Genomic DNA, 23,523 nt, shown 5'->3' with positions numbered 1-23,523 from the left:
GTGCAGAGAGCCAGCCGCTACAAGCCGGATCGCCAGCCAAGCTCCGAGGAGATGGCTTGGGTCGTCGCCTTTACCCGCACGAGATACGAATCAAGATTGGGCTGCATGCGGTCCGACGGCCCGATGAGGCTGACCGAAGCGACGACCTGGCCGGCCGCGTCATGGATCGGGGACGCGATGCCGGTCACTCCTACATTGCGGAGGTTGGAGCTGACCTCGTAGCCGTTCTCGCGAATGCGCAGGATACGCTTCTTCATCTCGGCCGGATCGGTGACCGAATGCTTGGTGAACGCCCGGATGCCGCCCGCGAGCACGCGGTCGATCGTCTCCTCGGGCTGGTACGCGAGGATCGCCCGCGAGGCGCTCGTCGCATAGAGCGGGAACTTGCGGTAGGCGTCGACGTTGAAGCGGATCGGGTGGACCGATTCGATCTTGTCCACGTAGATGGCCTCCTCGCCGTCCAGCAGACACAGGCAGGCAAGCTCAGTCGTCGATTCGGCGAGCTTCTGCAGATAGGAATGGGCGAAGTCGACGAGACTGTGCGTCTTCAGCACCTGCATGCCCAGCTCGAGGAGGGAGAACCCCAGCGAGTACTGCTTGTTCGTCTCGTTCTGTCGGATGAAGCCTTCGCTCTCCAGCGTGGCGAGCAGCTTGTGGACCGCTCCCTTGGATAGATCCAGCTGGCGGCTCAGCTCGGTGACGCCCCATTCCCGGGCGGGGCCGAGGAACAGCTTAAGCAGCCGGCAGCCGTTTTTGACGGAAGAAAGATGGTGCTCCATGGTTACCTTCCTTATCTAATAGAAATGGTGGGGCAAGACACGCCAGTTCTTACACCCGATGATAGCCGAAAAATAGTTAAAAAAATATGAAATATTTTCGTTGAATCTGATAGTTTAGCGTGCTAAAATTCAGCTATACAAATTCACGTATAGTGAACATCGTTCTCTATGCGTGAACAATATATCATGATTTGGCGGGAGGAACAAGATGAAGAAGAAGGTTTTTGCTGTTCTGACAGGGATTGCGTTGACAGGCTCGCTGCTGGCGGGATGTGGAGGTAAGAGTGAACCGGCACCGGCGGCGTCGCCGGCAGCAGGCGGCCAGACCGCTGCGGTACAGCCGGAGAAGACACTTGTTGTGGCCGGGAACGGGGCAACGGTGGAAACCCTCATGAAGGACGAGATCTTCAAGAAGTTCAACGAGAAGTATCCCGACGTCAAGCTGAGCTACGTTAGCGGCGTTTCTACTGAAATCGTTGCCAAAGTAAAGGCGCAGAAGAGCTCCCCTCAGATCGACGTAACCATCATCGAGGGCGGCGAGCAGGAAGCGGGCCGCAAGGAAGGACTCTGGGAGCAGCTTAGCGACGCCAAAATTCCGAATATGAAGAAAGTGCTCGGCGACCTGAAGGTGTCCGAGAACAGCGGGGTAGCCGTCAACTATACGCCGATGGGCATTTCTTACAATGTCGACGAGGTGAAGGCGAAGAACCTGCCGGTGCCGACGTCCTGGAACGACCTGGCCAAGCCGGAGATGAAGGGCAAGCTTACGCTGAGCGAGATCTCGAGCAATTTCGGCCGCAGTGCCCTGATCATGCTCGCGTACGCGAACGGCGGCAGCGAGAAGCAGATGGACCCAGGTTTCGAGAAGCTGAAAACGATTGCAGGTTACATGCCGACATTCGCGAAGAGTGCAGCCCAGCTCCAGCAGAACCTGCAGGACAAGACGGCGCTGTACACCGCTTGGACGCAGGCGCGCAGCATTGTGCAGGCGGACGCCGGTCTGAAGCTTGAATTCGTCATTCCGAAGGAAGGCTCGCCGGTCGTTCCGAACGTAGCCACCATCGTCAAAGGAGCCGCTCACCCGAACGCGTCGAACCTGTTCATCGACTTCCTGCTGAGCGACGAGATCCAGCAGCTGTATGGCTCGAAGCTGTACTACAACCCGGCCGTCTCCGTGAAGCTGCCGGACGACATCGCCAAGAAGCTCGCATTCGATAAGGCCAAAATCGTGAAGACCGACTATCAAGTGATCAGCGACAACACAGCCGCTTGGATCGACCGCTTCAACAAAGAAATCGCACCACTGACAGGAAAATAGGTGATCTATCCATGAAAGCGCTAGACGTAGAACTGATTCATATTCAAAAGAAGTTCGGCAACAACATCGTCGTCGACGACTTCAACCTGCAGGTGGAGCAGGGGGAATGCATCTCCTTCCTCGGCCCGTCGGGCTGCGGCAAGACGACGACGCTCAACATGATCGCCGGCTTCCTCGAGCCGGACGGCGGGGAGCTCAAGATCAAAGGCAAGCTGATGAACAACGTGCCGTCGAACAAGCGTGAGCTTGGTATGGTATTCCAAACGTACTCCTTGTTTCCGCATATGACGGTCGCTGAGAACGTCGCCTACGGCCTCAAGCTCCGCAAGGTGCCGAAGGCGGAGATCAAGCAGCGCGTCGCCAAGGTGCTCGAGACGGTCCGGCTGCCCCAGGTGGCCGACCGGTACCCGAAGCAACTGTCGGGCGGCCAGCGTCAGCGGATCGCCATCGCGCGGGCGCTCGTCACCGAGCCGTCGCTGCTCCTGCTTGACGAGCCGCTCAGCAATCTCGACGCCAAGCTGCGCGAGGAGCTGCGCGATGAACTCAAGCGGCTGCACAAGGAAATCGGCGTGACGACTATCTTCGTTACGCACGACCAGGAAGAAGCGCTGTATCTGTCCGACCGGATTGTCGTGCTGAGCCACGGCAAGATCGAGCAGATCGGCACGCCGTGGGAGATCTACAACGAACCGGCGACCGAGTTCGTCCATACGTTCATCGGCAAGTCCAACAAGCTGACGGGCGAGGTGCTCCGTGCCGAAGGCGACCGCCTTCTCGTCCAGCTGGACAGCGGCTCGACAATCGAGGCGCCGCTGCGCGGCAAATCGTTCTCCGGCGGCGAGGCGGTTTCGGTATACATCCGCCCCGAGCATTTGAGCGTGTCCGAGGGAGCGGCTGCTGCAGCCGGCGGTTCCCAGCTGACCGGGAAGGTCCATCTGTCGTCCTTTCTCGGCTCGTTCACCGAATTCGAGGTCGCGACCGGACAGGAGACGATGACCGTTCGTCTGCCCGCCATGGACCGGCTCCGGGGGCTCGAATCCGGCGAAACGGTCACCGTAAGCTGGAATCCGGAGCACGCCTTCGTGTTCCCGCGGAAGGAGGGCTAACGGTATGTCCGCTCCCGCAACCCGGGCGAAGCGCGCCGCCTACCAGGCGGCCTTGCTGCTGCTCGTTCCCGCGTTTATCATTCTGCTCGGCGTGTTCGTTATCCCGATGCTCTATATCTTCCTGATGAGCTTCCAGGACGCCAAGGAGCAGTTCACGTTCGACAACTACATTCTGTTCGTCAAGGATCCGTACTACATCGGCATTCTGTGGAGGACGGTCAAGGTAAGCCTGCTCACCGTGCTGTGCTGCCTCTTGCTGGGCTATCCGGTCGCGCTGTTTCTGTCCAAAGCCTCCGGCAAGATGCGCGGGTTCGTCACGTTCCTGATTATCTCGCCTCACCTGATCAGCGTCGTCATCCGGAACTTCGGCTGGGTCGTCATTCTGGGAGACAAGGGATGGATCAATACGATTCTGATGAACCTCGGCCTGATCGAGAAGCCGCTGCGCCTGCTCTACAACGAGCTCGGCGTCGTCATCGGCCTCACCGACGCGTTCATCGTCTACATGGTGCTGTCGATCTCGACCAGCCTCTACGCGGTCGACTCGTCGCTGTTCAAGGCCGCCGGCATCCTCGGCGCCTCCAAGTGGACGATGTTCCGCACGATCACACTGCCGCTCAGCCTGCCGGGCATTCTTGCCGGCACGACGCTGGTATTCAGCCTGTCGATGAGCGCGTTCGTTACGCCTGCTCTGATGGGCGGCACCTCGGTCAAGGTGCTGCCGGTCATTACGTACGAGAAGATCATGGCCACGCTCAACTGGCCGCTCGGAGCCGCGCTCGCATTCCTGCTGCTCGCCTCCACGGTCGTCCTGGTCACCGTCTTCTCCAAGCTGGTGGAGACCAAACGGTATAAAGAGGTGTTTGCATCATGAAAATCCGCATCCCTTGGCTCGGGGTGATCACCACCCTGGTCTGCCTGATGGTTATCTCCCCGTTCCTGGTCATCGTTCCGGTCTCGTTCACCTCGGCCCGGTATCTGTCGTTCCCGCCGCAGGGCTTCTCGCTGCAGTGGTACCAGAAGATTCTGGACCGGCCGGAATTTACCGACGCGTTCCTGTTCAGCCTTCAGCTCGCCGCCGTGACCGCGGTGGTCGCGACGCTGATCGGGACGCTGGCGGCGCTGGCCATTCACAAGTACAACGTGCCCGGTAAAGGCTTCGTGACGACGCTGCTCATGTCGCCGCTCACCGTCCCGAGCATCATCATTGGGATCGCGGCGCTGCTGTTTTTCACGAGAATCGGGCTCGGCGGCTCGTTCGCCGGCCTGCTGCTGGCGCATATTCTGATCGCGGTGCCGTACGTCGTGCGGCTGACGCTGACCGGCCTCAGCTCGTTCGACTACACGCTGGAACGGGCGGCCTACATTATGGGAGCGAAGCCGTTCAACGTATTCTGGGACATAACGCTCCCGCTGCTGCGCCCCGCGATTTTATCCGGACTTATTTTCTCGTTCCTGACATCGTTCGATAACGTGACGGTCTCGCTGTTCCTGGTGGCGCCGGACACGACAACGCTGCCGCTTGCTATCTTCAGCTACATGCAGGAGACGCTCGATCCACTCGTCGCATCGATTTCGTCTGTCGTCATCCTGCTCAGTCTGGTATTCATCTTCCTGCTTGAGCGGGTATACGGCCTCGATCGTTTGTTCGGGACGAATACCCAATCGCACTAGGGAGTGGCTGTCGTTATGTCATCATCGTTACTTGATCGTATTCATCAATCGCTTCCCGAGCTGCTGCGGCTGCTCGAGGAGAGCGTCAACCAGGACTCCCCTTCCGCGAACAAAAAGCTGGGCGACGCCATGGCCGACTGGTTCGCGGACACATTCGTCCGCCTGACCGGGGGACGGGTGACGCGCATTCCGAACGAAACGTACGGCGACCCGCTCGTCTGCGAGCTTGGAAACGGGCCGAACCGCATTCTGCTCGTCGGGCATTACGACACCGTCTGGCCGGAGGGAGAAGCGGCGAAGCGGCCGTTCGAGATCCGCGACGGCCTCGCTTACGGCCCCGGCGTCTACGATATGAAGGCCGGCGTGCTGCAGGCGATGATCGCGCTGAAGGTACTGCAAGAGGAGGGCCGGCTGCCGGCCGACAAGACGATCGCCCTGTTCCTCAACAGCGACGAGGAAGCGGGCAGCCCGTCCTCCCGCGAGGTCATCCAGCGGGAGGCCGCCAAGGCGAAGGCCGCCTTTGTCCTCGAGCCGCCGATGGAGCCGCACGGCTTTCTCAAGACGTCGCGCAAGGGCAGCGGCCGGTTCAAGCTGATCGTCGAAGGCGTCTCCGCTCATGCGGGCGTCAACCCGGAGAAAGGCGTATCGGCGATCGAGGAGATGGCCAACCAGATCCTCCGCCTGCATGCGCTCACCGATCTCGCGCGGGGGACGACGGTCAACGTCGGCATCGTCCGGGGCGGCATCGGCACCAATGTGGTAGCCGACCGCGCCGAGGCGGAGATCGACGTCCGCGTCGCGACCGCCGAGGAGCAGAAGCGGGTGGAGCAGGCGATCCGCGGGCTCGCGCCCGTCCTGCCCGGCGCGCGGCTGACCGTCACCGGCGGAATGATGCGCCCGCCGATGGTGCGGACCGACGCGACCGCGGCGCTGTACGGGCTCGCGCGCGAGCTCGGGCGCACCGAGCTCAGCCTCGCGGTCGGCGAGACGGCGACCGGCGGCGTGAGTGACGGCAACCTGATCGCCGCTTGCGGTACGCCGACGCTTGACGGTCTCGGCGCCCGAGGCGATTACGCGCACTCGCCGCGCGAATATGTGCGGATCGACGAGATTCCGCTCCGCACGGCGCTGCTCGCGCATATGATCGAGAGCTGCTGACCGGCTGCCGGCCTTGTGCCGGCACAGCATATGGCCGGAGCATCCGGAAGAAGCCCCCGCTTGGCGGGGGCTTCTTTGTGCTGCGCGGAAGAGGGAGCGGCCGGCATGCCACAGCTCTCCTCGACGTCCATAAGAGCTCGCGGTCGGCGAACGTCGGTTCCTTTGTTTTGCCGAATGTTGGCGTCCCGTTAATGCTTAAGGAGGCGAATCGTTAAGGGAGCGGCTGATTCGCTGCCTTAATCAACCGAGCGAGAAGGGGGGGCTTAGGACGCGCGGGGAGCAGTTCCTCGTTGACAGGTATACTTGTATACAGGTATACTGATGTAGAAAAGAGGCGCCTATTTGGCCGGAATGCATACCGGGCAGTCCGGCGCGTAAGGATGGAGTTAGGAGGCGATGAGCTATGTGGAATCCCGCCATGCCGCTGGCTGCGGGCAAATCGCTGGGCGAGCAGGCGTACGAGACGATCCGAGATGCGATCATCACGCTGGAGCTGGCGCCCGGCACGCTGATCTATGAGAACGAGATGGCCGAGCAGCTGGGCATCAGCCGCACGCCGGTGCGCGACGCGTTCAACCGGCTCATCGCGGAGCAGCTTGTGGACGTGCTGCCGCAGCGCAACCGGCGCGTGGCGTACCTATCGGAGGACAAAGTCCGCGAGAGCGGCTTCGTCCGGCTCAGTCTGGAGAGCCGGGCCTTTCGCGCCGTCGCCGGCCGATGGGACGGCTCCGAGCCGTTTCGCCGCGCCGAGCGGGAGATCGGGCTGCTGCTCGAGCAGCAGGCTGAGGCGGCGCGTGAGCAGGACGCCGTCCGCTTCCTGCGGCTGGACGAAGCGTTCCACGTCTGCATCCTCGGGCTGGCGGGCAACCGCACGCTCCTGGATGTGGTCGGGCAGATGCGCGGCCACTTGAACCGGGTGCGGCTTTTGGCAATGAAGGAGCTGGAGCAGACGGCGAACCTCGTGCAGGAGCACGCCGAGCTGTTCGAGCGGCTCCGGACCGGGGACGCCGAGGCGGTCGGCCGGCTGCTGGAGGCCCATCTCGGCAAGCTGGAGGAGGAGCTGCCGGCGATTAAGGAGAAGTGTCCGGAGATGTTCCGGAATTAACGGACCGGCCGGCCGGGGCAGCGTTCGCCTGGCTGGCGACAAAAGAATGGGGGGAAAGGGTAGTGGAAGCAAGCTTGCTGTCTATTTTGGCGCTGGGCTTCGTGCTCGGCATCAAGCATGCGATCGAGCCGGATCACGTCATCGCAGTTTCGACGATCGCAAGCCGCAGCAAACAGCTGTGGCGGTCTTCGCTCGCCGGCGTCTTCTGGGGCATCGGCCATACGGCGACGCTGTTCGTCGTCGGGACGGCGCTCATCCTGATGAAGGACGAGATCCCGGACAAGTGGGCGATGTCGCTCGAATTCCTCGTGGGGATCATGCTGGTCTATCTGGGCGTCACGACTTTCACGTCGCTCAGCCGGCTGAGACTGCGCCGCCACGAGCACGAAGGAAGCGTACATAAACATGTTCTGGCCGCTGGCCCCGGCGGATCCGAGCCGCATCGCCATACCGGGTTCTCCTACTGGAAGTCGCTGGCGATCGGGTTCATCCATGGGCTCGCGGGCAGCGGAGCGATGGTGCTCCTGACGATGAGCACGGTGAATGGCGTCGGACAGGGCATCGTCTATATTCTCATCTTCGGCGCGGGCACCGTCGTCGGGATGCTGCTCTTCACGACGCTGCTCGGCATCCCGTTCGTGCTCAGCTCCGGCCGGCTGACACTCAACGCGATGCTCACCCGGGCGACCGGCGTGATCAGCGTCGGATTCGGCTTGTATTATATGTACAATCTGGGAGTGAACGAGGGGCTGTTCCAGCTCTGGTTCTCCTGACGGAGGAGCGGGTGGAGAGGCTTCTCCTCCCGGATGCTCCGGGCCGCCGTCAGCGAACGGCCCGCGTCTTGGCTCGGGCGAGAACAGGCCGAACGTCTGTTCCGCCATGGTTAACGAGAGAACTTCATACAAGCATGGGCTTTGTTGCGCCGGCAGACCGTTACGGCTTGCGGGCAGCAGACCGCAGCCCGGCCGGCTTTCGGCTGAGGCTCCAACCCGCGAACCCGCGTTCTGCGGGTTTTTTGGCATGTTCAGACTAGGAATAAACCTCCAGATAAGGGTGATACTGAGGAATATCATTCGCGTCCCGGCAGCATCGCCTCCTAGGCAGGAGCTGCCGCGCAGAGGGGGTAGCAGGATGGCAGAAGAGGAAAAGGACCAGCAGCCCAAGCAGCCGAATGGACCGCAGGACGAGTCCAGACGGAAATTTCTGAAGGTATCGGGTGCCGCGCTTGGTGGAGTCGTCGTCGGCGGCGTGGTGGGCGGCCTGATCGGCCGCAATATGAACCAGCCGAAACAAACGCAGCCGGGTACGCCGGCGAAGCCCGGTCAGCAAACCAAGGATTTCAACCAGGCGCTCATGTATATGAACGCCGAGCAGTTCACGCTGACGGAGGCGCTCGCGGAGCGGATCTTTCCGGAGGACGAGCTCGGACCGGGGGCCAAGGCGCTCGGCGTCGCGTTCTTCATCGACCACCAGCTGGCGGGCCAGTGGGGCACGAACGGCCGCGACTATATGATGGGGCCGTTCCAAAAGGCCGAGGCGACCCAGGGTTACCAGGCGATCTTCAAGCGCCACGAGCTGTTCTCGACCGGCCTGCAGGCCGTCAAAAACTACGCTCAGCAGAAATACCAAAAGGGCGTGCCCGATCTGACGCCGGAGCAGCTGGACGAGCTGCTGACCGTCTTTGAGAAGGGACAGGAAGTGCAGATTAACGGGCTGCCGAGCAGCGTGTTCTTTAACCTGCTGCGCTCTTCGACGCTCGAGGGTGCCTATTCGGACCCGCTGTATGGCGGCAATAAGGATATGCAGGGCTGGCGCATGAAGAAGTATCCCGGCAACCAGATGACCTACATGGACATCATCGAGAAGGAAGAGTTCGTCACCTACGAGCCGGCCAGTCTGTCCGATCACATGACGCAACACGGATAAGGAGGGGACTATTCATGGCAACGAAATTACCCAAAGTGCCGGTCGTCATCGTCGGAATGGGCTGGATGGGCGGCATTATCGCGGCGGAGCTGGCCAAGGCGGGCATCAAGACCGTCGGTCTCGAGCGGGGCAAACGGCGCAAGACCGAGGATTACTTCATGGTCCATGACGAGCTGCGCTATGCGCTCCGTTACGATCTGATGCAGGATTTGTCCCGGGAGTCGATCACCTTCCGGAATACGTCCAAAATGACGGCGCTGCCGATGCGCACACACGGCTCGTTCTTGCTTGGAGAGGGTGTCGGAGGTTCCGGCGTGCACTGGAACGGACAGAATTACCGGTTCCTGCCGTACGACTTCCAGATCCGGACCAAGACGATCGAGCGGTACGGCGCCAAGAAAATCCCCGATGGGATGCAGCTGCAGGACTGGGGAATCACCTACGACGAGCTGGAGCCGTACTTCGACAAGTACGAGAAGATGGCGGGCATCAGCGGCGACAAGGGCCAGAATCCGATGGTCGGCAAGCGGTCGGCGGATTTTCCGGTCGGGCCGATGAAGAAGACGCCGGGCATCAAGCTGTTCGAGGAAGCGGCCAAGAAGCTAGGCTACCACCCGTACATGGTTCCCTCGGCGAACCTTGCCGACAATTATACAAATCCCGACGGCATCTCCCGGGCCGCCTGCCAATACTGTGGCTTCTGCGAACGGTTCGGCTGCGAGTACGGAGCCAAGTCAGACCCGGTTGTAACGGTTCTGCCCGTCGCGGAGAAAACAGGCAATTTCGAGCTGCGCGACCTGAGCAATGTGATGGAGGTGCTGCATACCGGCGGGCGAGCGACCGGGGTCCGGTATATCAACACGCTGACCGGCGAGGAGTTCGAGCAGCCGGCCGACGTCGTCGTCTTGACCAGCTACGCGCTGCACAACGTCCGTCTCCTGCTCTTGTCCAAGCTGGGCAAGCCGTACGACCCGTCCACGGGCACGGGGGTCATCGGCCGGAACTATGCGTACCAGGTCAACGGAGGCGGGGCGCAGGCGATCTACGAGGACCGCGAATTCAATCTGTTCGCGGGCGCGGGCGCGCTCGGGAGCTGTATCGACGATTTCAACGGCGATAACTTCGACCACTCGAATCTGCCGTTCCTTCACGGGGCGAACATCCGGTATACGCAGGCCGGCTTCCGGCCGATCCAGACGAATCCGACGCCCGCGGGCACGCCCAAGTGGGGCAAGGAGTTCAAGAAGCAGTCGCTCCATTACTACAACCGCATCCTGACCATCGGCGTGCAGGGCTCGAGTCTGCCGTGGCGCCACCATTACCTCGACCTGGACCCGACCTACAAGGATGTCTACGGGCGGCCGCTGCTGCGGATCACGTACGACTTCGAGGATCAGGACCGGGAGATGATCAAGTTCATGGCGACCAAGACGATCGCCATCGCCAACGAGATGAAGGCCACCAAGACGCAGGCCTCCAATACGATCAGCAACTACGACATCGTGCCGTACCAATCGACCCACAACACGGGCGGCGCCGTCATGGGCACAGACCCCGGCAATTCGGCCACGAACACGCACATGCAGATGTGGGACGCGGAGAACGTATTCGTAATCGGGGCGAACGCCTTCACGCACAACAGCGGCTACAACCCTACGGGCACGCTCGGTGCGCTCGCCTACCGAGCGGCCGAAGGCATCACCAAGTATATGCAGCAGGGCAAGGGCATGATCGGCTGACTAAGCAGATGGGCATAAGGAAGGGAGGAGAAGCCGCATGGAAGGGACGCAGGCAAACGAGACGCTGGAGGAAGCCGTCCGTCACCTCGGAGAACTGCGCGGCAGGCTGATCAAGGTCGCACTATGGTTTCTGGTGCTGCTCGCGGCGGGGCTCTACGCGGCACCGGATCTTCTTCTGCTGCTCAAGGGGCACCCGTTCGCGGTGCCCGTCGTCTGGAACGTTTTTTCGCTCACCGACGGCCTGTTTATCTACATGCGGTGCGCGTTCCTCGTGGCGGCGGTCGGCACGCTGCCCGTCCTGCTGTACCAGATCTGGGCATTCGTCCGCCCGGGACTGACGCCGGACGAGGCGCGGGGCTCGCTGCTGTATGTCCCGGTCTCGTTCGCGCTCTTCATTGTGGGACTTGCCTTCGGCTACTTCGGCGTCTTCCCGATGATGGTCGGCTTCCTGCAAAAGATGAACCTGTCGATAGGAGCTGTAGAGACGTACGGCATCGATCGGTATTTCAGCTTCCTCTTCAACGTCGTCATCCCGGTCGCGGTCGCCTTCGAGATGCCACTCGTGGCCGTCTTCCTGACCCGGATCGGGGTGCTGACGCCGGAGAGGCTGCGCCGGACGCGCAAGTACGCCTACCTGGCGCTTGCTATTACAGGCTCTTGCATCTCGCCGCCGGACTTCGTCTCCCACCTGTCGGTCACCGTCCCGCTCATTTTGCTGTTCGAGATCAGCGTGTTCGTCTCGGCCAAGTATTACGGCAGACGGCTCGCGCCCGCCGCGGGCCGCTGACCGGAAAGGAGGGCGTCCCATGTTCAACAATATTGGCGTATCCGGCTTGATCATCATTCTCGCCATCGCGCTCATCGTCTTCGGGCCGGCCAAGCTGCCGCTGCTCGGACGGGCGTTCGGCGACACGCTTCGCGAATTCAAGAACTCCACCCGGGGAGTAATCGAGGATGGCAGAGAAGAGCTGCCGCCGGGCAAGGAAGAGCCGCGCGCGTAGCCGGATTGGCGGTTAAGACACTCCATTTCGGAGTGTCTTTTTTTGTGGGAAAAGGGGACGGAGATAGGGGGAAAGAGGGGGGAAGAGGGTTCGAAACACGTTCAGTTGAAATTTGAACGCTGTTCGATTAATCTTACCATAGGTCGAATTTTCGCCAAACTACGACAAGAACGGAAGTGAACCAGTGAAGGGCATCATTCGATTTTCTCTGAACAACAAGTTCGCCATCTTCCTGATGACCGTCATCGTGACGGTTTCCGGGCTGTACGCGGGCATGACGATGAAACAGGAGACGATTCCGGATATCGAGGTACCGATTCTGACCGTCAGCACCGTCTACCCGGGCGCCGCGCCGGAGGAAGTGCTCGAAAAGGTGACCAAGCCGCTCGAGCAGCGATTCAAGAATGTAGGCGGGGTCGACTCCGTCAACTCCACTTCGATGGAGAACGTCTCGTCGATCACGATGCAGTACGATTACGGCCAGAATATGGACAAGGCCGAAACCGAGCTGACCCAGGCGATGAAGGGATTTGCGCTGCCGGAAGGCGCGCAGGAGCCCAAAATCTCGCGGATCAGCCTGAACGCCTTCCCGGTCGTCTCGCTCAGCGTGTCGGGCGAGGGCAAGCCGCTTGAGGAGATCACCAAGCTCGTCGAGACCGACATCAAGCCGGCGCTCGAAGCTATCGAGGGCGTCGGCACCGTTTCGGTGTCCGGTCAGCAGATGAAGGAGGTCCGTCTGACGTATGACGACGCCAAGCTCAAGTCGCTCGGACTGAGTCGCGAGACCGTCGAAGGCGTAATCAAGGGCTCTGCCGTCAAAGCGCCGCTCGGTCTGTTCGAGCTCGGCCACGAGGAGAACACGATCGTCGTGGACGGGCGCGTGACGACCGTCGACGATCTCAAGAAGCTGGCCATTCCCGTTATCCCGTCGGGAAGCGGGCAGGCGGCGGCAGGCGGCGCGACCGGACAAGCCGGAGCCGCAGGCATGCCAGCGGGCGCGGCTGATGCGGCTGCCGCAGCCGGCGCCCAGGGCCAGTCTCCGGGAGCGGCTGGCGACATGCCAGCGGCAGCCATTCCGGCAGTGACAGGCATCCCGGTCGTTCCGCTGTCCGACATCGCCAAGGTCGAGCTGGTGGCCAAGGCGGACTCGGTTTCGCGGACGAACGGCAACCTGTCGGTTGGTCTGAACATTACTAAGGCCGCCGACGCCAATACGGTCGACGTGGTCAACCAGGTGAAGAAGGAAGCCGAGCGCATTGAGAAGGACAATCCCGGCGTCCAGGCGATCGTGCTGCTCGACCAGGGCAAGCCGATCCAGGATTCGGTCAAGACGATGCTGACCAAGGCCGTCTTCGGCGCCCTGTTCGCCGTTATCGTCATCCTGCTGTTCCTGCGGAACTTCCGGACGACCGTCATCTCGATCGTCTCGATTCCGCTGTCGCTCGTCATCGGCATTCTCATCCTCCGGGGACTGGACATTACGCTGAACATCATGACGCTCGGCGCGATGACGGTCGCGATCGGACGCGTCGTCGACGATTCGATCGTCGTCATCGAGAACATCTATCGGCGCATGTCGCTGAAGTCCGAGAAGCTGTCGGGCAAAGCACTCGTCATCTCGGCCACCCGGGAGATGTTCCTGCCGATTCTCTCGTCGACGCTCGTGACGATCGCCGTCTTCCTGCCGCTCGCGCTTGTCAGCGGTCCGATCGGCCAGCTGTTCAACCCGTTCGCGCTCACGATGGTGTTCTCGCTGCTCGCTTCGCTTCTCGTCGCGATTACGGTCGTACCGGCGATGGCGCATGCCATGTTCCGCAGCCGGCTGAAGCCCCGCGCGGCACAGCGGGAGCGGCTGCAGCCAGCAGCCGAGGAGCCGGCGGTAGGCGGGGACTCGGCCTACCGCGAAGGACTGCGTCAGGGGCTGCAGACGCCGAAGCGCGCTGAGCGCAAAGCCCCGCGCTCCCACGACGACGAGCATACCGGCAAGCTCGCGGTCAAGTACCGGCAGCTGCTGAACTGGTCGCTGAATCACAAGGCCGTCACCTCGATCATCGCCATCGTGCTGCTGGCGGGGAGCCTCGCGCTCGTGAAGCCGGTCGGCGTCAGCTTCCTTCCCGAGGAAGAGCAGAAGTACGTGCTCGTAACCTATAATCCGGGCCCGGGCATCCTGCTTGAGGATGTCGAGAAGACGGCGCTCGAGGCCGAGAAGCAGATTCTCGCCCGTCCGGACGTTACCAATCTCCAGTATTCGATCGGCGGCGGAGGCAATCCGTTCGGCGGAGGCAACGACAAGTCCGGCCTGTTTTATATCGAATACAAGGAGGATACCAAGGGCTTCGCCGAGGAGAAGAAGAACCTGATCGCTGACCTCGCCAAGCTGGACGAGAAGGGCAAATGGAGCACGATGGATATGGGCGGCGGCCTCGGCGGCGGCTCGCTGAGCCTGCTCGTCTACGGAGACAGCATGGACGAGGTGACTCCCGCGGTCCAGAAGGTCCAGGCACTTATGGAGAACAAGGACACGCTCGAGAAAGTGTCGAGCAGCTTGTCCCAGACGTACGCCCAGTACACGCTGGTCGCCGACCAGCAGAAGCTGAGCCGGTACGGACTCACCGCAGGCCAGATAGCGATGGCGCTCAGCCCTGTGAGGAAGGAGCCCGTGCTGACGCAGGTGAAGGCGGACGGCAAATCGTATGACGTCGTCGTCCATGTGGACGCCGAGAAGTACGGCAGCATCGCGGATATCGAGAACAAGACGATCGCTTCCCCGCTCGGCGTGCAGATCCCGCTGAAGGATGTCGTGACGGTCGAAAAAGGGACGTCCCCTAACACCGTCACCCAGAAAAACGGCAAGCTGTATGCAGAGGTAAAGGCGAACGTCAAGTCCAAGGACGTGGGCAGCGTCTCGACCGAGCTGCAGGACGAAGTGAAGAAGCTGGATCTCCCCGAATCGGTCAAGGTCGAATTCGGCGGGGTAACGGAGCAGATCAACGATACGTTCACCCAGCTGGGCCTTGCCATGGCGGCAGCTGTAGCCATCGTCTATCTGCTGCTCGTCATTACGTTCGGCGGGGCGCTCACCCCGTTCGCGATCCTGTTCTCGCTTCCGTTCATCGTCATCGGCGCTTTGCTCGGCCTGTTCGTAGCCGGAGAGACGATCAGCGCCTCGGCGCTTATGGGCGCGCTGATGCTGATCGGAATTGTCGTGACGAACGCGATCGTGCTGCTCGACCGGGTCCATCGCAAGGAACTGGAAGGCCTGAGCACGAGAGAAGCGCTGCTTGAGGCCGGCGGCACGCGGCTGCGTCCGATTCTGATGACCGCTCTTGCCACCGTCGGCGCTCTGCTGCCGCTCGCCCTCGGGTTCGAGAGCACCAGCGGCAGCCTCATCTCCAAAGGGCTGGGTGTGACGGTCATCGGCGGCCTGATCAGCTCGACGCTGCTCACGCTGCTCATTGTGCCGATCGTCTACGAGGCGCTGGTCAAGTTCCGCCGCAAGCCGCTGGCGGAGCCGGATGAGGAGCTGTCGGGAGAGGAAAGCAGACATGGATAGAAGAAGGCAAATCATGGAGGCAGCTGCAGCCTGCTTCGCGGAAAAAGGATACAACACGACCTCCATTCAAGACATCGCGGACCGGTTGGAGATGGCAAAGGGCTCGCTCTACTTCTACTTCCGGTCCAAGGAGGACCTTCTGGTCGCCATCTGCAAGCATTACATTGGCTTGTTCACCAAAGCGTTCCGGGAAATGACCAGCGACCCGAAGCTATCTCCGCGCGAGCGGTTGAAGCGGCAGGTGGAGCTGAACCTCGCGCAGTATGCGGAGCACCGAGACTTCATTACGCTGTTCATGAAGGAGCGCTTCGAGATCAACGAGGAGATCCGCCGGTTGATGCTGGAGATGCATGCCGAGACGATCCGGTGGAACCAGCAGCTGATGGTCGCGCAGTACGGAGAGGAGACGCGGCCGTATTCGTACGATGCCGCCGTCCTCTTCCAGGCGATGACCCAGGGCTACCTCGGAATGGCCATGCTGCATGAGGAACTGTTCGAGACCGAACCGCTGGCGGATTATCTGCTCGAGCGGCTCGACGATTTGGTCGCCGGCATGAAGCGCCGCGAAGTCCGGCCGGTGCTGGGTGCCGACAAGATGGAACGTCTCTTGACGGACGGCTGCTTTTTCGGCCGGCCGCCCTACGGCGAGGCGATTGCCGAGCTGGAGCGGCTGCGCGGACTGCTGGATGGACTGGAGGCAGATGAAGCCCTGCACATGGAACTGGAGGACGCACTCGCCCTGCTGGAGGAGGAATTCGCCAAGAAGGATCCCCAGCCCGTCGTGATCAAGGGCATTATCGCCTTCCTGCGAGGCAAGAAGCTTCGGGGGTGGAAGAGACCGCTTGACCAGCTCGAAACGCACTTATCTCCATAAAAGCAGGCGGACTATCAGATAGGCGGAGGACGGACGTCCTCCGCTTTTTTTGTTCGTTGCACGCGAGGCTTGACAGTCGGTGTCCGTTATTATGTAAAAATAGTTTGACATTTTGAAGCTATAGTAAAATGTAAAGAAAGTAGCACAGCGACAAGTCTGCCGTGCTCGCGTTTCAGTTTTTTACATTAGCGCTGCTGGTCTGGTCTCTGGTAGACTTCTTTCGGACAGGCCGGACCGGGATCGAATTCGATATCCTGCTGGTTGGGGTGGCGATTTACTTCTGGTCGCGGGTGTATTATAAGCGCAAGTCGAGATAGCGGCGGTCTATAGGCTTGGCCTCAGCTAATGGGGACTTGCCTTGCCAGGCCGTTTAACGCCCATAAAAAAAGGAACAGCCCGGCTCCCAGGGGAGCGGCTGTTCCTTTTTTATGGCATACCCTTCCCGGCGTGCCGGGACTGCGGATTAGAACGCCGGCAGAACTTCGCCTTTGTACTTCTCCTCGATGAATTTCTTCGTCTCGGAGGAAGTCAGCGCGGCGGCGAGCTTCTTCATCGCTTCGGAGTCCTTGTTGTCCTCACGGGAGACGAGAATGTTCACGTAAGGGGAGTCGGACTTCTCCATGAAGAGGGCGTCCTTCGTCGGCTGCAGGTTCGCGTTCAGGGCAAAGTTGGTGTTGATGATGGCCAGGTCGAATTCGTCGATGACGCGAGGCAGCAGAGCGGCCTCCAGTTCTTTCACTTCCAGCTTTTTCGGGTTGTCGACGATGTCTTTGATCGTAGCGCTGGAGCCGACGCCTTCTTTAAGCTTCAGCAGTCCGTTTTGCTCAAGCAGCCCGAGCGCGCGGCCGGCATTCGTCACATCGTTCGGGATGGCGACCTTGGCGCCATCCTTCAGCTCGGAGATGGCCTTGATCTTCTTGGAGTAAGCGCCGAGCGGCTCAATATGCACGCCGACCACCTTCACCAGCTTGGTCTTGCGATCTTTGTTGAACTGGTCGAGGTACTGCTGGTGCTGGAAGAAGTTCGCGTCGAGCTCCTTGTCGTTCAGCTGCACGTTCGGCTGGACGTAGTCGGTGTATTCCTTCACCTCGAGCTGAACGCCTTGCTTTTCCAGCTGGGGCTTGAGGAAATTGAGGATTTCGGCGTGCGGGCGGGCGGTAGCGCCGACCTTCAGCTTAACGGGAGCGGCGGAGCCGCCAGCGGATGCGGACGGCGACGGCGATGTGCCGGCGCTGCCGGAGTCGTTCGATTTGGAGCCGCAGCCGGCCAGAACCAGCGACAGCGAGAAGACGAGTGTGAATACGAGAAGCAGGGACTTTTTCATGGATGAGAAACCTCCTTGTTGAGTTGGCTCCCGCTTGAGCGGGGCGTCTATATAGCTTCGGCGGGCTGAAAGTCCGCTTGGTCTAAGGAAGAAATCGGCGGAGCGCGAGCAAGCTATCGCAGCTTCACTCCTGCGGAGGGGCTAGCTCGCCGGAAGAGCCTGCGTCCGCCTTTGAAACCGGAATGGCACCGAAATTAGTTATTCCCCTATTCCGAATTCAACAGCGGCTGGAGGCCAAGACCCGGAGAGCTGCACTACGGAGGGCCACCAGCTATCGCCTGCGTTACTTCAGCGGAGGGGCTTGCTCACCGGAAGAGCTTGCGTCCGCCTTTGAAGACGGAATGGCACCGAGAAAAGACCATTCAACCATTCCGGATTCAACAGCGGCTGTAGGGAGCAAGGCCCGCAGCGTTGCACTACTTCGACGCAGGGGCTTACCTCCGGCTGAAATGCCGCACGAGCCGGTCGCCGGCCATCTGCAGCACCTGCACGAGGATCAAGAGCAGCACGACGGTGACGATCATCACCTCGGTCTCGAACCGCATGTAACCGTAGCGGATCGCGAGGTCGCCAAGGCCGCCGCCGCCGATCGTGCCGGACATCGCCGTATAGGACACGAGCGTCACCGTCGTAATGGTGATGCCGGCGATAAGGCCCGGCCGCGATTCCGGCAGCAGCACGCGCCAGATGATCTGGCCGTTCGAGGCGCCCATCGCCTGGGCGGCCTCGATGACGCCTCGGTCGACCTCGCGCAGCGACGTCTCCACCAGACGCGCGAAGAACGGAGCGGCCGCGATGACGAGCGGCGGGATCGAGCCGCGCACGCCGATCGACGTCTGCACGATGACTTTGGTTAGCGGGATGACGACGATCATCAGGATGATGAACGGCACGGAGCGCAGCACGTTGACGACGAACGACAGAATCAGATAGACGATCCGATTCTGCAGCAGCTGGCCCTTCGACGAGAGGAACAGCCAGATGCCGAGCGGAAGGCCGATCAGAACGGTGAACAGGGTGGAGAGGCCGAGCATCGTCAGCGTATCCTGAAGCGCTTGGCCGATCTCGGACCAGTCAATCTCCGACCAGGGGGACGAGTTCATCTTAGAGCACCTCCACTTCAAGGCCGCGCTCGCGCAGTGCCGCCAGCGTACGGTCGACGGCCGCGGGCTCGCCGTCCAGCTCCACGACGAGCTGGCCATACGGCACATCCTTCATGCGCGAGATCGTGCCTTGCAGAATAATAAACGAAACGTCGGCGTCCCGCGTCGCCTCGAACAGAATCGGCTCGTAGGTCTGATTGCCGAGGAAAGTGACGCGGACGATCTGGCGGCGCAGGCCGTCATCGGCAGGGCTGCCGGTACGGGCGAGGGAGGCCGCCGCCCGCAGGTCGACCGGATCGGAGACCTGCTCGACGAATTCCCGGGTCGTCGGATGCTGGGGCTTCAGAAACAACTCGGCCACCGGACCGCTTTCGACGATCCGGCCCCCGTCGATGACGGCGACCCGGTCGCAGATCGACCGGATGACCTGCATCTCATGGGTGATCAGTACGATGGTGATGCCGAGCTTCCGGTTGATAGATAGCAGCAGCTGCAGAATGGCGCCAGTTGTCTGCGGGTCGAGCGCCGAGGTGGCCTCGTCGCACAGCAGCACGTCCGGATCGCTGGCCAGGGCGCGGGCGATGCCGACGCGCTGCTTCTGGCCGCCGGAGAGAGCCGACGGGAACTTGTCCCGGTGCGCCTCGAGCCCGACGAGGCTGAGCAGCTCGTTCACCTTGGCCGCAATCTGCTCCTTCGGCCGCCGGGCGAGCTTGAGCGGGAAGGCGATGTTGTCATAGACGGTCGCCGACGCGAGCAGGTTGAAATGCTGAAAAATCATGCCGATGGAGCGGCGGGCCGTCTGGAGCCGGGCTCCCCGCAGCGCGGTCAGCTCAACGCCATTCACCGTCACCTTGCCGCTGGTCGGCCTCTCCAGCAGGTTGATGGAGCGCAGCAGCGTGCTTTTTCCGGCGCCGGAATGACCGATGATGCCGAAGATTTCGCCTTTGGCTACCGACAGGCTGATGTCCGAGAGCGCCGTCACGCTCTGCTGGCCGGTGCCATAGGTTTTGGACAGATCCTCAATGCGGATCATGGGCCGTCGCCTCCTTACAAGTGGAATGGTGGGGCAGGGACCAGGCAATTCTCCTGGCGAACATGGACCAACGGATAATAGACTAGCCGAGCTTGCCCGACGCGGGCTTGCCTCTTCACGGGCCAAGTGCCCGGAGAACGAAAAGAACCCCCTCGGACAGCGCGAAAGAGGGGGTTCAAAAACCTATTCGGGAACACCCTTTCTCATCTGTCAGAACCGATCGTTCTGTAGGAATTGGCACCATGGCGTCCGGAAGATATGTCGTCTTCCGAACCGGTTGCCGGGCATCACAGGGCCTGTCCCTCCGCCTCTCTGGATAAGAAAGAAAATGATCATATGCAATTGAAAAAGCAGTTGAAAAGCTACATCGGAGTATATACCATCTGACAGCCTTCGTCAATGCGAAGTTGATTCCCAGTTACAGGGAGCGGCTTCTTCGGGGCGGCCGGCCGATAGCAATGCGGGGGATGATCGGCTATAATGACGCTAATGATTCATTTTGCAACAGGGAAAAAGGAGGGAAAACGGATGGGCGTTAAGGTGATGGCGATCGCTCCCTATCCGGGGCTGAAGGAGCTGATCCTGGAGATGGCGAGGGAGCTGCCGCACTTTGAGGTGCGCGCCGAGGTCGGCGATTTGACCGAGGGGGTCCGCCTGGCGCGCCAAGCGGAGGCAGAAGGCTGCGATCTGATAATCAGCCGGGGCGGCACGGCGAACCTGATCCGCTCAGCCGTCTCGCTGCCTGTCGTCGACATCGGCATCTCGGGCTACGACCTGCTGCGCGTATTCACACTCGTCAAGGAATCGGCGAGCCGCGTTGGGATCGTCGGATTCCCGAATATTTGCAACGGCGCCCGGCTCATCGGCTCGCTGCTCGACCTCAACGTGCCGATGTACGAGCTGGGGAGCGAGGACGAGGTCGTCCCGGTGGTGCGCCGCGCCGTCGGAGACGGCGTGCAGCTCGTGCTGGGGGACGCCGTCAGTGTCCGGACCGCGCAGCGGCTCGGCTATCACGGCGTGCTCATCACCTCGGGCCGGGAGTCGATCGAAAAGGCGTTCGAGGACGCCTGGAGCCTCTACCAGGCGATAGAACGGGAGAAGGAGCAAAGCCGGCTGCTCGAAGCTGCACTTGGCGCGAGCGGAGAAGGGCTGGTGGTGGCGGAGGCCGGCGGCGCCGTCCGCTACGCCAATCCGGCCGCATGCGAGCTGCTCGGCCTGGGTACAGAGAAGCCGGAGAGCGTCCGGCTGCCGGAGCGGATCGCCGGCTGGGCCGAGCAATGGCCGGGCGGCCTGCCGGAGCCGGGACCTGGGCGGATCGTCCGGCTGAACGGGCGGAGCCTCACCATTCGGGCGGAGCGTCTGCCGGCTGCCGGGCGGAGCGGCGCCGTCGTGCTGGCCATCCGTCCGGCACCCGCCGGCGCTGAAGACGCGCGGGAGGCAGTGGAGGCCGCGGCCGAGAGCCGGGCGCTGCCGGCGACGTTCGGCCAGATTCTCGGCCATGCCCCCGCCATTCGCGCCGCGGTGGATCGGGCGCGGAGCTACGCGCTCTCCGACGCGAACCTGTGGCTCGACGGAGAGCCAGGCACGGGACGGCTCCTGTTCGCCCGCGCCATTCATTCGGCCAGCGCACGGAGCACGGGACCGTTCGTCGCGGTCTGCTGCTCCTCCCCCGCCTGGAGGGACGACTGGTTCGGCCGGGACGGAGGGGCATCCGCTCCCGAACGGGCCAGAGGCGGCACACTCTATTTGGCAGGGGTTGAAGAGGCTCCGGACGAGCTGCTCGCGGAGGCGCGGCGGCTGATGGAAGAGCCAGGACGTCCGGTGCGGGTCATAGGCAGCACGGAAGGCGCAGGCGGGGCGCGGAGAGCACGCGGAGAGCGGGGCGCGTTCCTGGAGCGGCTCGGGGAGCTGTACCTGCCGCTGCCTCCGCTGCGGGAGCGCAAGGAGGACATTCCGGAGCTGTGCCGGGTATTCATCGCGCAGGCGAACGAAGCGTTCGGCCGCCAGGTTGTCGGCGTACGCGAGGAGGCGCTTCGGCTGCTTGCCGGGCTTCCGTGGCCGCGCAACGTCAGCGGGCTCAAGCGGGCGGTGGAGGAGCTCGTGCTGGGTTCGGGAGACTTTTATATCGAAGAGGAACAGGCGAGGGAGCTGGCCGTCCGCCTCGGCGCGGAGCCGAAGAGAGGGGGACAGGAACGGGCAGGCGGAGCCGGGGCGGAGGACGCCTTCGTGCTGTCCGTCCCCCGGGAGGCTACGCTGTCCGAGCTGGAGCGCCTCATCATCGAGCGGGTGCTGGAGGAAGAGGGCGGCAACCAGTCGAGGGCGGCCAAGCGGCTCGGGATCAACCGGACGACGCTCTGGCGCAAGGCCAAGGAAGCGGAGCCGGGAGAATAGAAGCGAGAGCCGTGAACGCGCGGATGTATAAGATGTAGGATAGCGGACGGCGGAAGTGCAAACGCACGAAGCCTAGAGCGGGCGGAAGTCCGCCATACCGCGGAGCTGAAGCGTAGCCAGACGCGGTACGTGGTTGAGGCAGGTCGGAAGCTTTGCGGGAAAAAGACGGTCGGGAGTCACCCGGCCGTCTTTTTTGGTATGACGACAGAATTCTCCCGACCGGGTCTGCCTGCATAGTGGGATACCGAAAAGTGGATGCTAGGGAAAACTTTGATTCCATATTGTTGCATATAACAACATGAAAACAGGAGTTACAGGGAGAATGGTATTTTCATTCATTTTCATTTCTAACATCTGTTGTAATTTACGTCATAATCCTCTATAGTGGAAGTGTTGAAACCGGTATCTTCAACCAATATGATTAATATTGCAACATAATGAGGAGGCACTACCATGAGGATCAAAGCATCCATCGAAAAAATTCCCGGCGGGATGATGATCGTTCCGCTGCTTATCGGTGCATTGATTAACACGCTCTTCCCTACCTTCGGCAAGACGTTCGGTTCGTTCAGCGGCGCGCTGCTGTCCGGCTCTATGTCCATTCTGGCCGTTTTCTACGTCTGCATGGGCTCGACCATAGACTTCAAGGCAACGCCATATATTCTGAAGAAAGGCGGCTCCCTGCTGCTGACCAAAATCCTGATCGCCGCACTGGCGGGCGTCATCGCCGCCAAGCTGCTGCCGGAAGGCCAGGTGACGGCGGGACTGCTGTCCGGCCTGTCGGTCGTCGCGATCGTCGCGGCCATGAACGATACGAACGGCGGCCTTTATATGGCGCTGATGGGACAGTTTGGACGCAAGGAGGACGTCGGCGCCTACTCGATCATGACGCTTGAATCCGGTCCGTTCCTGACGATGGTGACGCTCGGCGTCGCCGGTCTCGGCACCTTCCCGTGGCAGACGCTCGTGGGCGCCATTCTGCCGCTGCTCGTGGGCATGATTCTAGGCAACCTGGACAAAGAGCTTCGCGCTTTCTTCAGCAAAGCGGTTCCGGTTCTCGTTCCGTTCTTCTCGCTGGCGCTCGGCGCCGGACTCAGCCTCGGCAACGTCGCCAAGGCGGGTCTGCTCGGCATTCTGCTCGGCATCGCCGTCGTCGCCGTGACGGGAACCGCGCTGTTCTTCGTGGACCGGCTGACCGGAGGCAACGGCGTCGCCGGCCTGGCGGCCGCCTCGACGGCCGGCAACGCGGCAGGCGTGCCTGCGGCAGTCGCCGCCGCCAACATCGGCTATGCGCCGTTCGTGGAGACAGCCACGACGCTGGTCGCCGCGGCTGTTATCGTCACGGCCATTCTCGTGCCGATCGTCACCGCCTGGTGGGCGAACAAGATCGGCGTCGTGAAGCGGACCGCCGAGGAACTCGAAGCCTGACGCACGATAGT

At 61.7% G+C, this 23,523-nt stretch carries 19 protein-coding genes and 1 riboswitch; of the genes, 15 read left to right on the top strand and 4 right to left on the bottom strand.

The window, feature by feature from the left end; translation table 11 throughout:
* Positions 1–17: 17 nt before the first annotated feature.
* On the bottom strand, positions 18–779 hold the full coding sequence (locus KJS47_RS16305; RefSeq protein ID WP_213526125.1) for an IclR family transcriptional regulator: 762 nt from the start codon (positions 777–779) through the stop codon (positions 18–20).
* Positions 780–987: 208 nt separating this feature from the next.
* Between KJS47_RS16305 and KJS47_RS16300 the strand changes: the two genes are divergently transcribed.
* The 13 genes from KJS47_RS16300 (at position 988) to KJS47_RS16240 (ending at position 16,233) form a co-directional block, all read left to right on the top strand.
* Complete coding sequence (locus tag KJS47_RS16300) at positions 988–2,097, top strand: ABC transporter substrate-binding protein (protein ID WP_213526124.1); 1,110 nt, start codon at positions 988–990, stop codon at positions 2,095–2,097.
* An 11-nt stretch (positions 2,098–2,108) separates the two neighbouring features.
* Entirely contained in the window at positions 2,109–3,203 is a 1,095-nt protein-coding gene (locus tag KJS47_RS16295) for an ABC transporter ATP-binding protein (protein ID WP_213526123.1), read from the top strand.
* Between the two features lie 4 nt (positions 3,204–3,207).
* Positions 3,208–4,077 carry an ABC transporter permease gene (locus tag KJS47_RS16290; RefSeq protein ID WP_213526122.1) on the top strand — a complete coding sequence of 290 codons (870 nt, stop codon included), beginning with the start codon at positions 3,208–3,210 and terminating at the stop codon, positions 4,075–4,077.
* The gene (locus tag KJS47_RS16285) at positions 4,074–4,877 is read left to right on the top strand and encodes an ABC transporter permease (protein WP_213526121.1); all 804 of its coding nucleotides are present in this window, start codon (positions 4,074–4,076) and stop codon (positions 4,875–4,877) included. The genes KJS47_RS16290 and KJS47_RS16285 overlap by 4 nt, the downstream gene beginning before the upstream one ends.
* 15 nt (positions 4,878–4,892) lie before the next feature.
* The gene (locus tag KJS47_RS16280) at positions 4,893–6,035 is read left to right on the top strand and encodes a M20 family metallopeptidase (protein WP_213526120.1); all 1,143 of its coding nucleotides are present in this window, start codon (positions 4,893–4,895) and stop codon (positions 6,033–6,035) included.
* 403 nt (positions 6,036–6,438) lie between these two features.
* Positions 6,439–7,140 (top strand): GntR family transcriptional regulator, encoded by a 702-nt coding sequence (locus KJS47_RS16275; protein ID WP_213526119.1) that lies wholly within the window; start codon positions 6,439–6,441, stop codon positions 7,138–7,140.
* A 62-nt stretch (positions 7,141–7,202) separates the two neighbouring features.
* Positions 7,203–7,913, top strand: a complete 711-nt coding sequence (locus KJS47_RS16270; protein WP_213526118.1) for a HoxN/HupN/NixA family nickel/cobalt transporter — start codon at positions 7,203–7,205, stop codon at positions 7,911–7,913.
* A 358-nt stretch (positions 7,914–8,271) separates the two neighbouring features.
* Positions 8,272–9,066, top strand: coding sequence for a gluconate 2-dehydrogenase subunit 3 family protein (locus KJS47_RS16265; RefSeq protein ID WP_213526117.1), 795 nt, complete (start codon positions 8,272–8,274; stop codon positions 9,064–9,066).
* A 14-nt stretch (positions 9,067–9,080) separates the two neighbouring features.
* A complete protein-coding gene (locus KJS47_RS16260; protein ID WP_213526116.1) occupies positions 9,081–10,805 on the top strand; it encodes a GMC family oxidoreductase in 1,725 nt (574 codons plus the stop codon).
* Positions 10,806–10,842: 37 nt separating this feature from the next.
* A complete protein-coding gene (gene tatC, locus KJS47_RS16255; protein ID WP_213526115.1) occupies positions 10,843–11,592 on the top strand; it encodes a twin-arginine translocase subunit TatC in 750 nt (249 codons plus the stop codon).
* A gap of 19 nt (positions 11,593–11,611) precedes the next feature.
* On the top strand, positions 11,612–11,806 hold the full coding sequence (gene tatA, locus KJS47_RS16250) for a twin-arginine translocase TatA/TatE family subunit (protein ID WP_213526114.1): 195 nt from the start codon (positions 11,612–11,614) through the stop codon (positions 11,804–11,806).
* A gap of 184 nt (positions 11,807–11,990) precedes the next feature.
* Complete coding sequence (locus tag KJS47_RS16245) at positions 11,991–15,359, top strand: efflux RND transporter permease subunit (RefSeq protein ID WP_213526113.1); 3,369 nt, start codon at positions 11,991–11,993, stop codon at positions 15,357–15,359.
* On the top strand, positions 15,352–16,233 hold the full coding sequence (locus KJS47_RS16240) for a TetR/AcrR family transcriptional regulator (protein WP_213526112.1): 882 nt from the start codon (positions 15,352–15,354) through the stop codon (positions 16,231–16,233). The genes KJS47_RS16245 and KJS47_RS16240 overlap by 8 nt, the downstream gene beginning before the upstream one ends.
* A gap of 463 nt (positions 16,234–16,696) precedes the next feature.
* Here KJS47_RS16240 and KJS47_RS16235 read toward each other — a convergent pair whose 3' ends face one another.
* The 3 genes from KJS47_RS16235 to KJS47_RS16225 form a co-directional block, all read right to left on the bottom strand.
* The gene (locus KJS47_RS16235; protein ID WP_213526111.1) at positions 16,697–17,557 is read right to left on the bottom strand and encodes a MetQ/NlpA family ABC transporter substrate-binding protein; all 861 of its coding nucleotides are present in this window, start codon (positions 17,555–17,557) and stop codon (positions 16,697–16,699) included.
* A gap of 434 nt (positions 17,558–17,991) precedes the next feature.
* The gene (locus KJS47_RS16230; RefSeq protein WP_213526110.1) at positions 17,992–18,660 is read right to left on the bottom strand and encodes a methionine ABC transporter permease; all 669 of its coding nucleotides are present in this window, start codon (positions 18,658–18,660) and stop codon (positions 17,992–17,994) included.
* Between the two features lies 1 nt (position 18,661).
* Positions 18,662–19,693: a methionine ABC transporter ATP-binding protein gene (locus KJS47_RS16225; RefSeq protein WP_213526109.1), complete on the bottom strand. Its 1,032-nt coding sequence runs from the start codon at positions 19,691–19,693 to the stop codon at positions 18,662–18,664.
* A 200-nt stretch (positions 19,694–19,893) separates the two neighbouring features.
* Positions 19,894–20,016: riboswitch (SAM riboswitch) on the bottom strand.
* Positions 20,017–20,221: 205 nt separating this feature from the next.
* Here KJS47_RS16225 and KJS47_RS16220 point away from each other — a divergent pair.
* A complete protein-coding gene (locus tag KJS47_RS16220) occupies positions 20,222–22,084 on the top strand; it encodes a sigma-54-dependent Fis family transcriptional regulator (RefSeq protein WP_213526108.1) in 1,863 nt (620 codons plus the stop codon).
* A 453-nt stretch (positions 22,085–22,537) separates the two neighbouring features.
* Entirely contained in the window at positions 22,538–23,512 is a 975-nt protein-coding gene (locus KJS47_RS16215; RefSeq protein ID WP_213526107.1) for a 2-keto-3-deoxygluconate permease, read from the top strand.
* The last annotated feature ends 11 nt before the right edge of the window (positions 23,513–23,523 follow it).

The organism is Paenibacillus sp. J31TS4 (assembly GCF_018403265.1).
Taxonomy (GTDB): Bacteria; Bacillota; Bacilli; order Paenibacillales; family NBRC-103111; genus J31TS4.
This window is presented reverse-complemented; position numbering and strand designations above follow the sequence as displayed.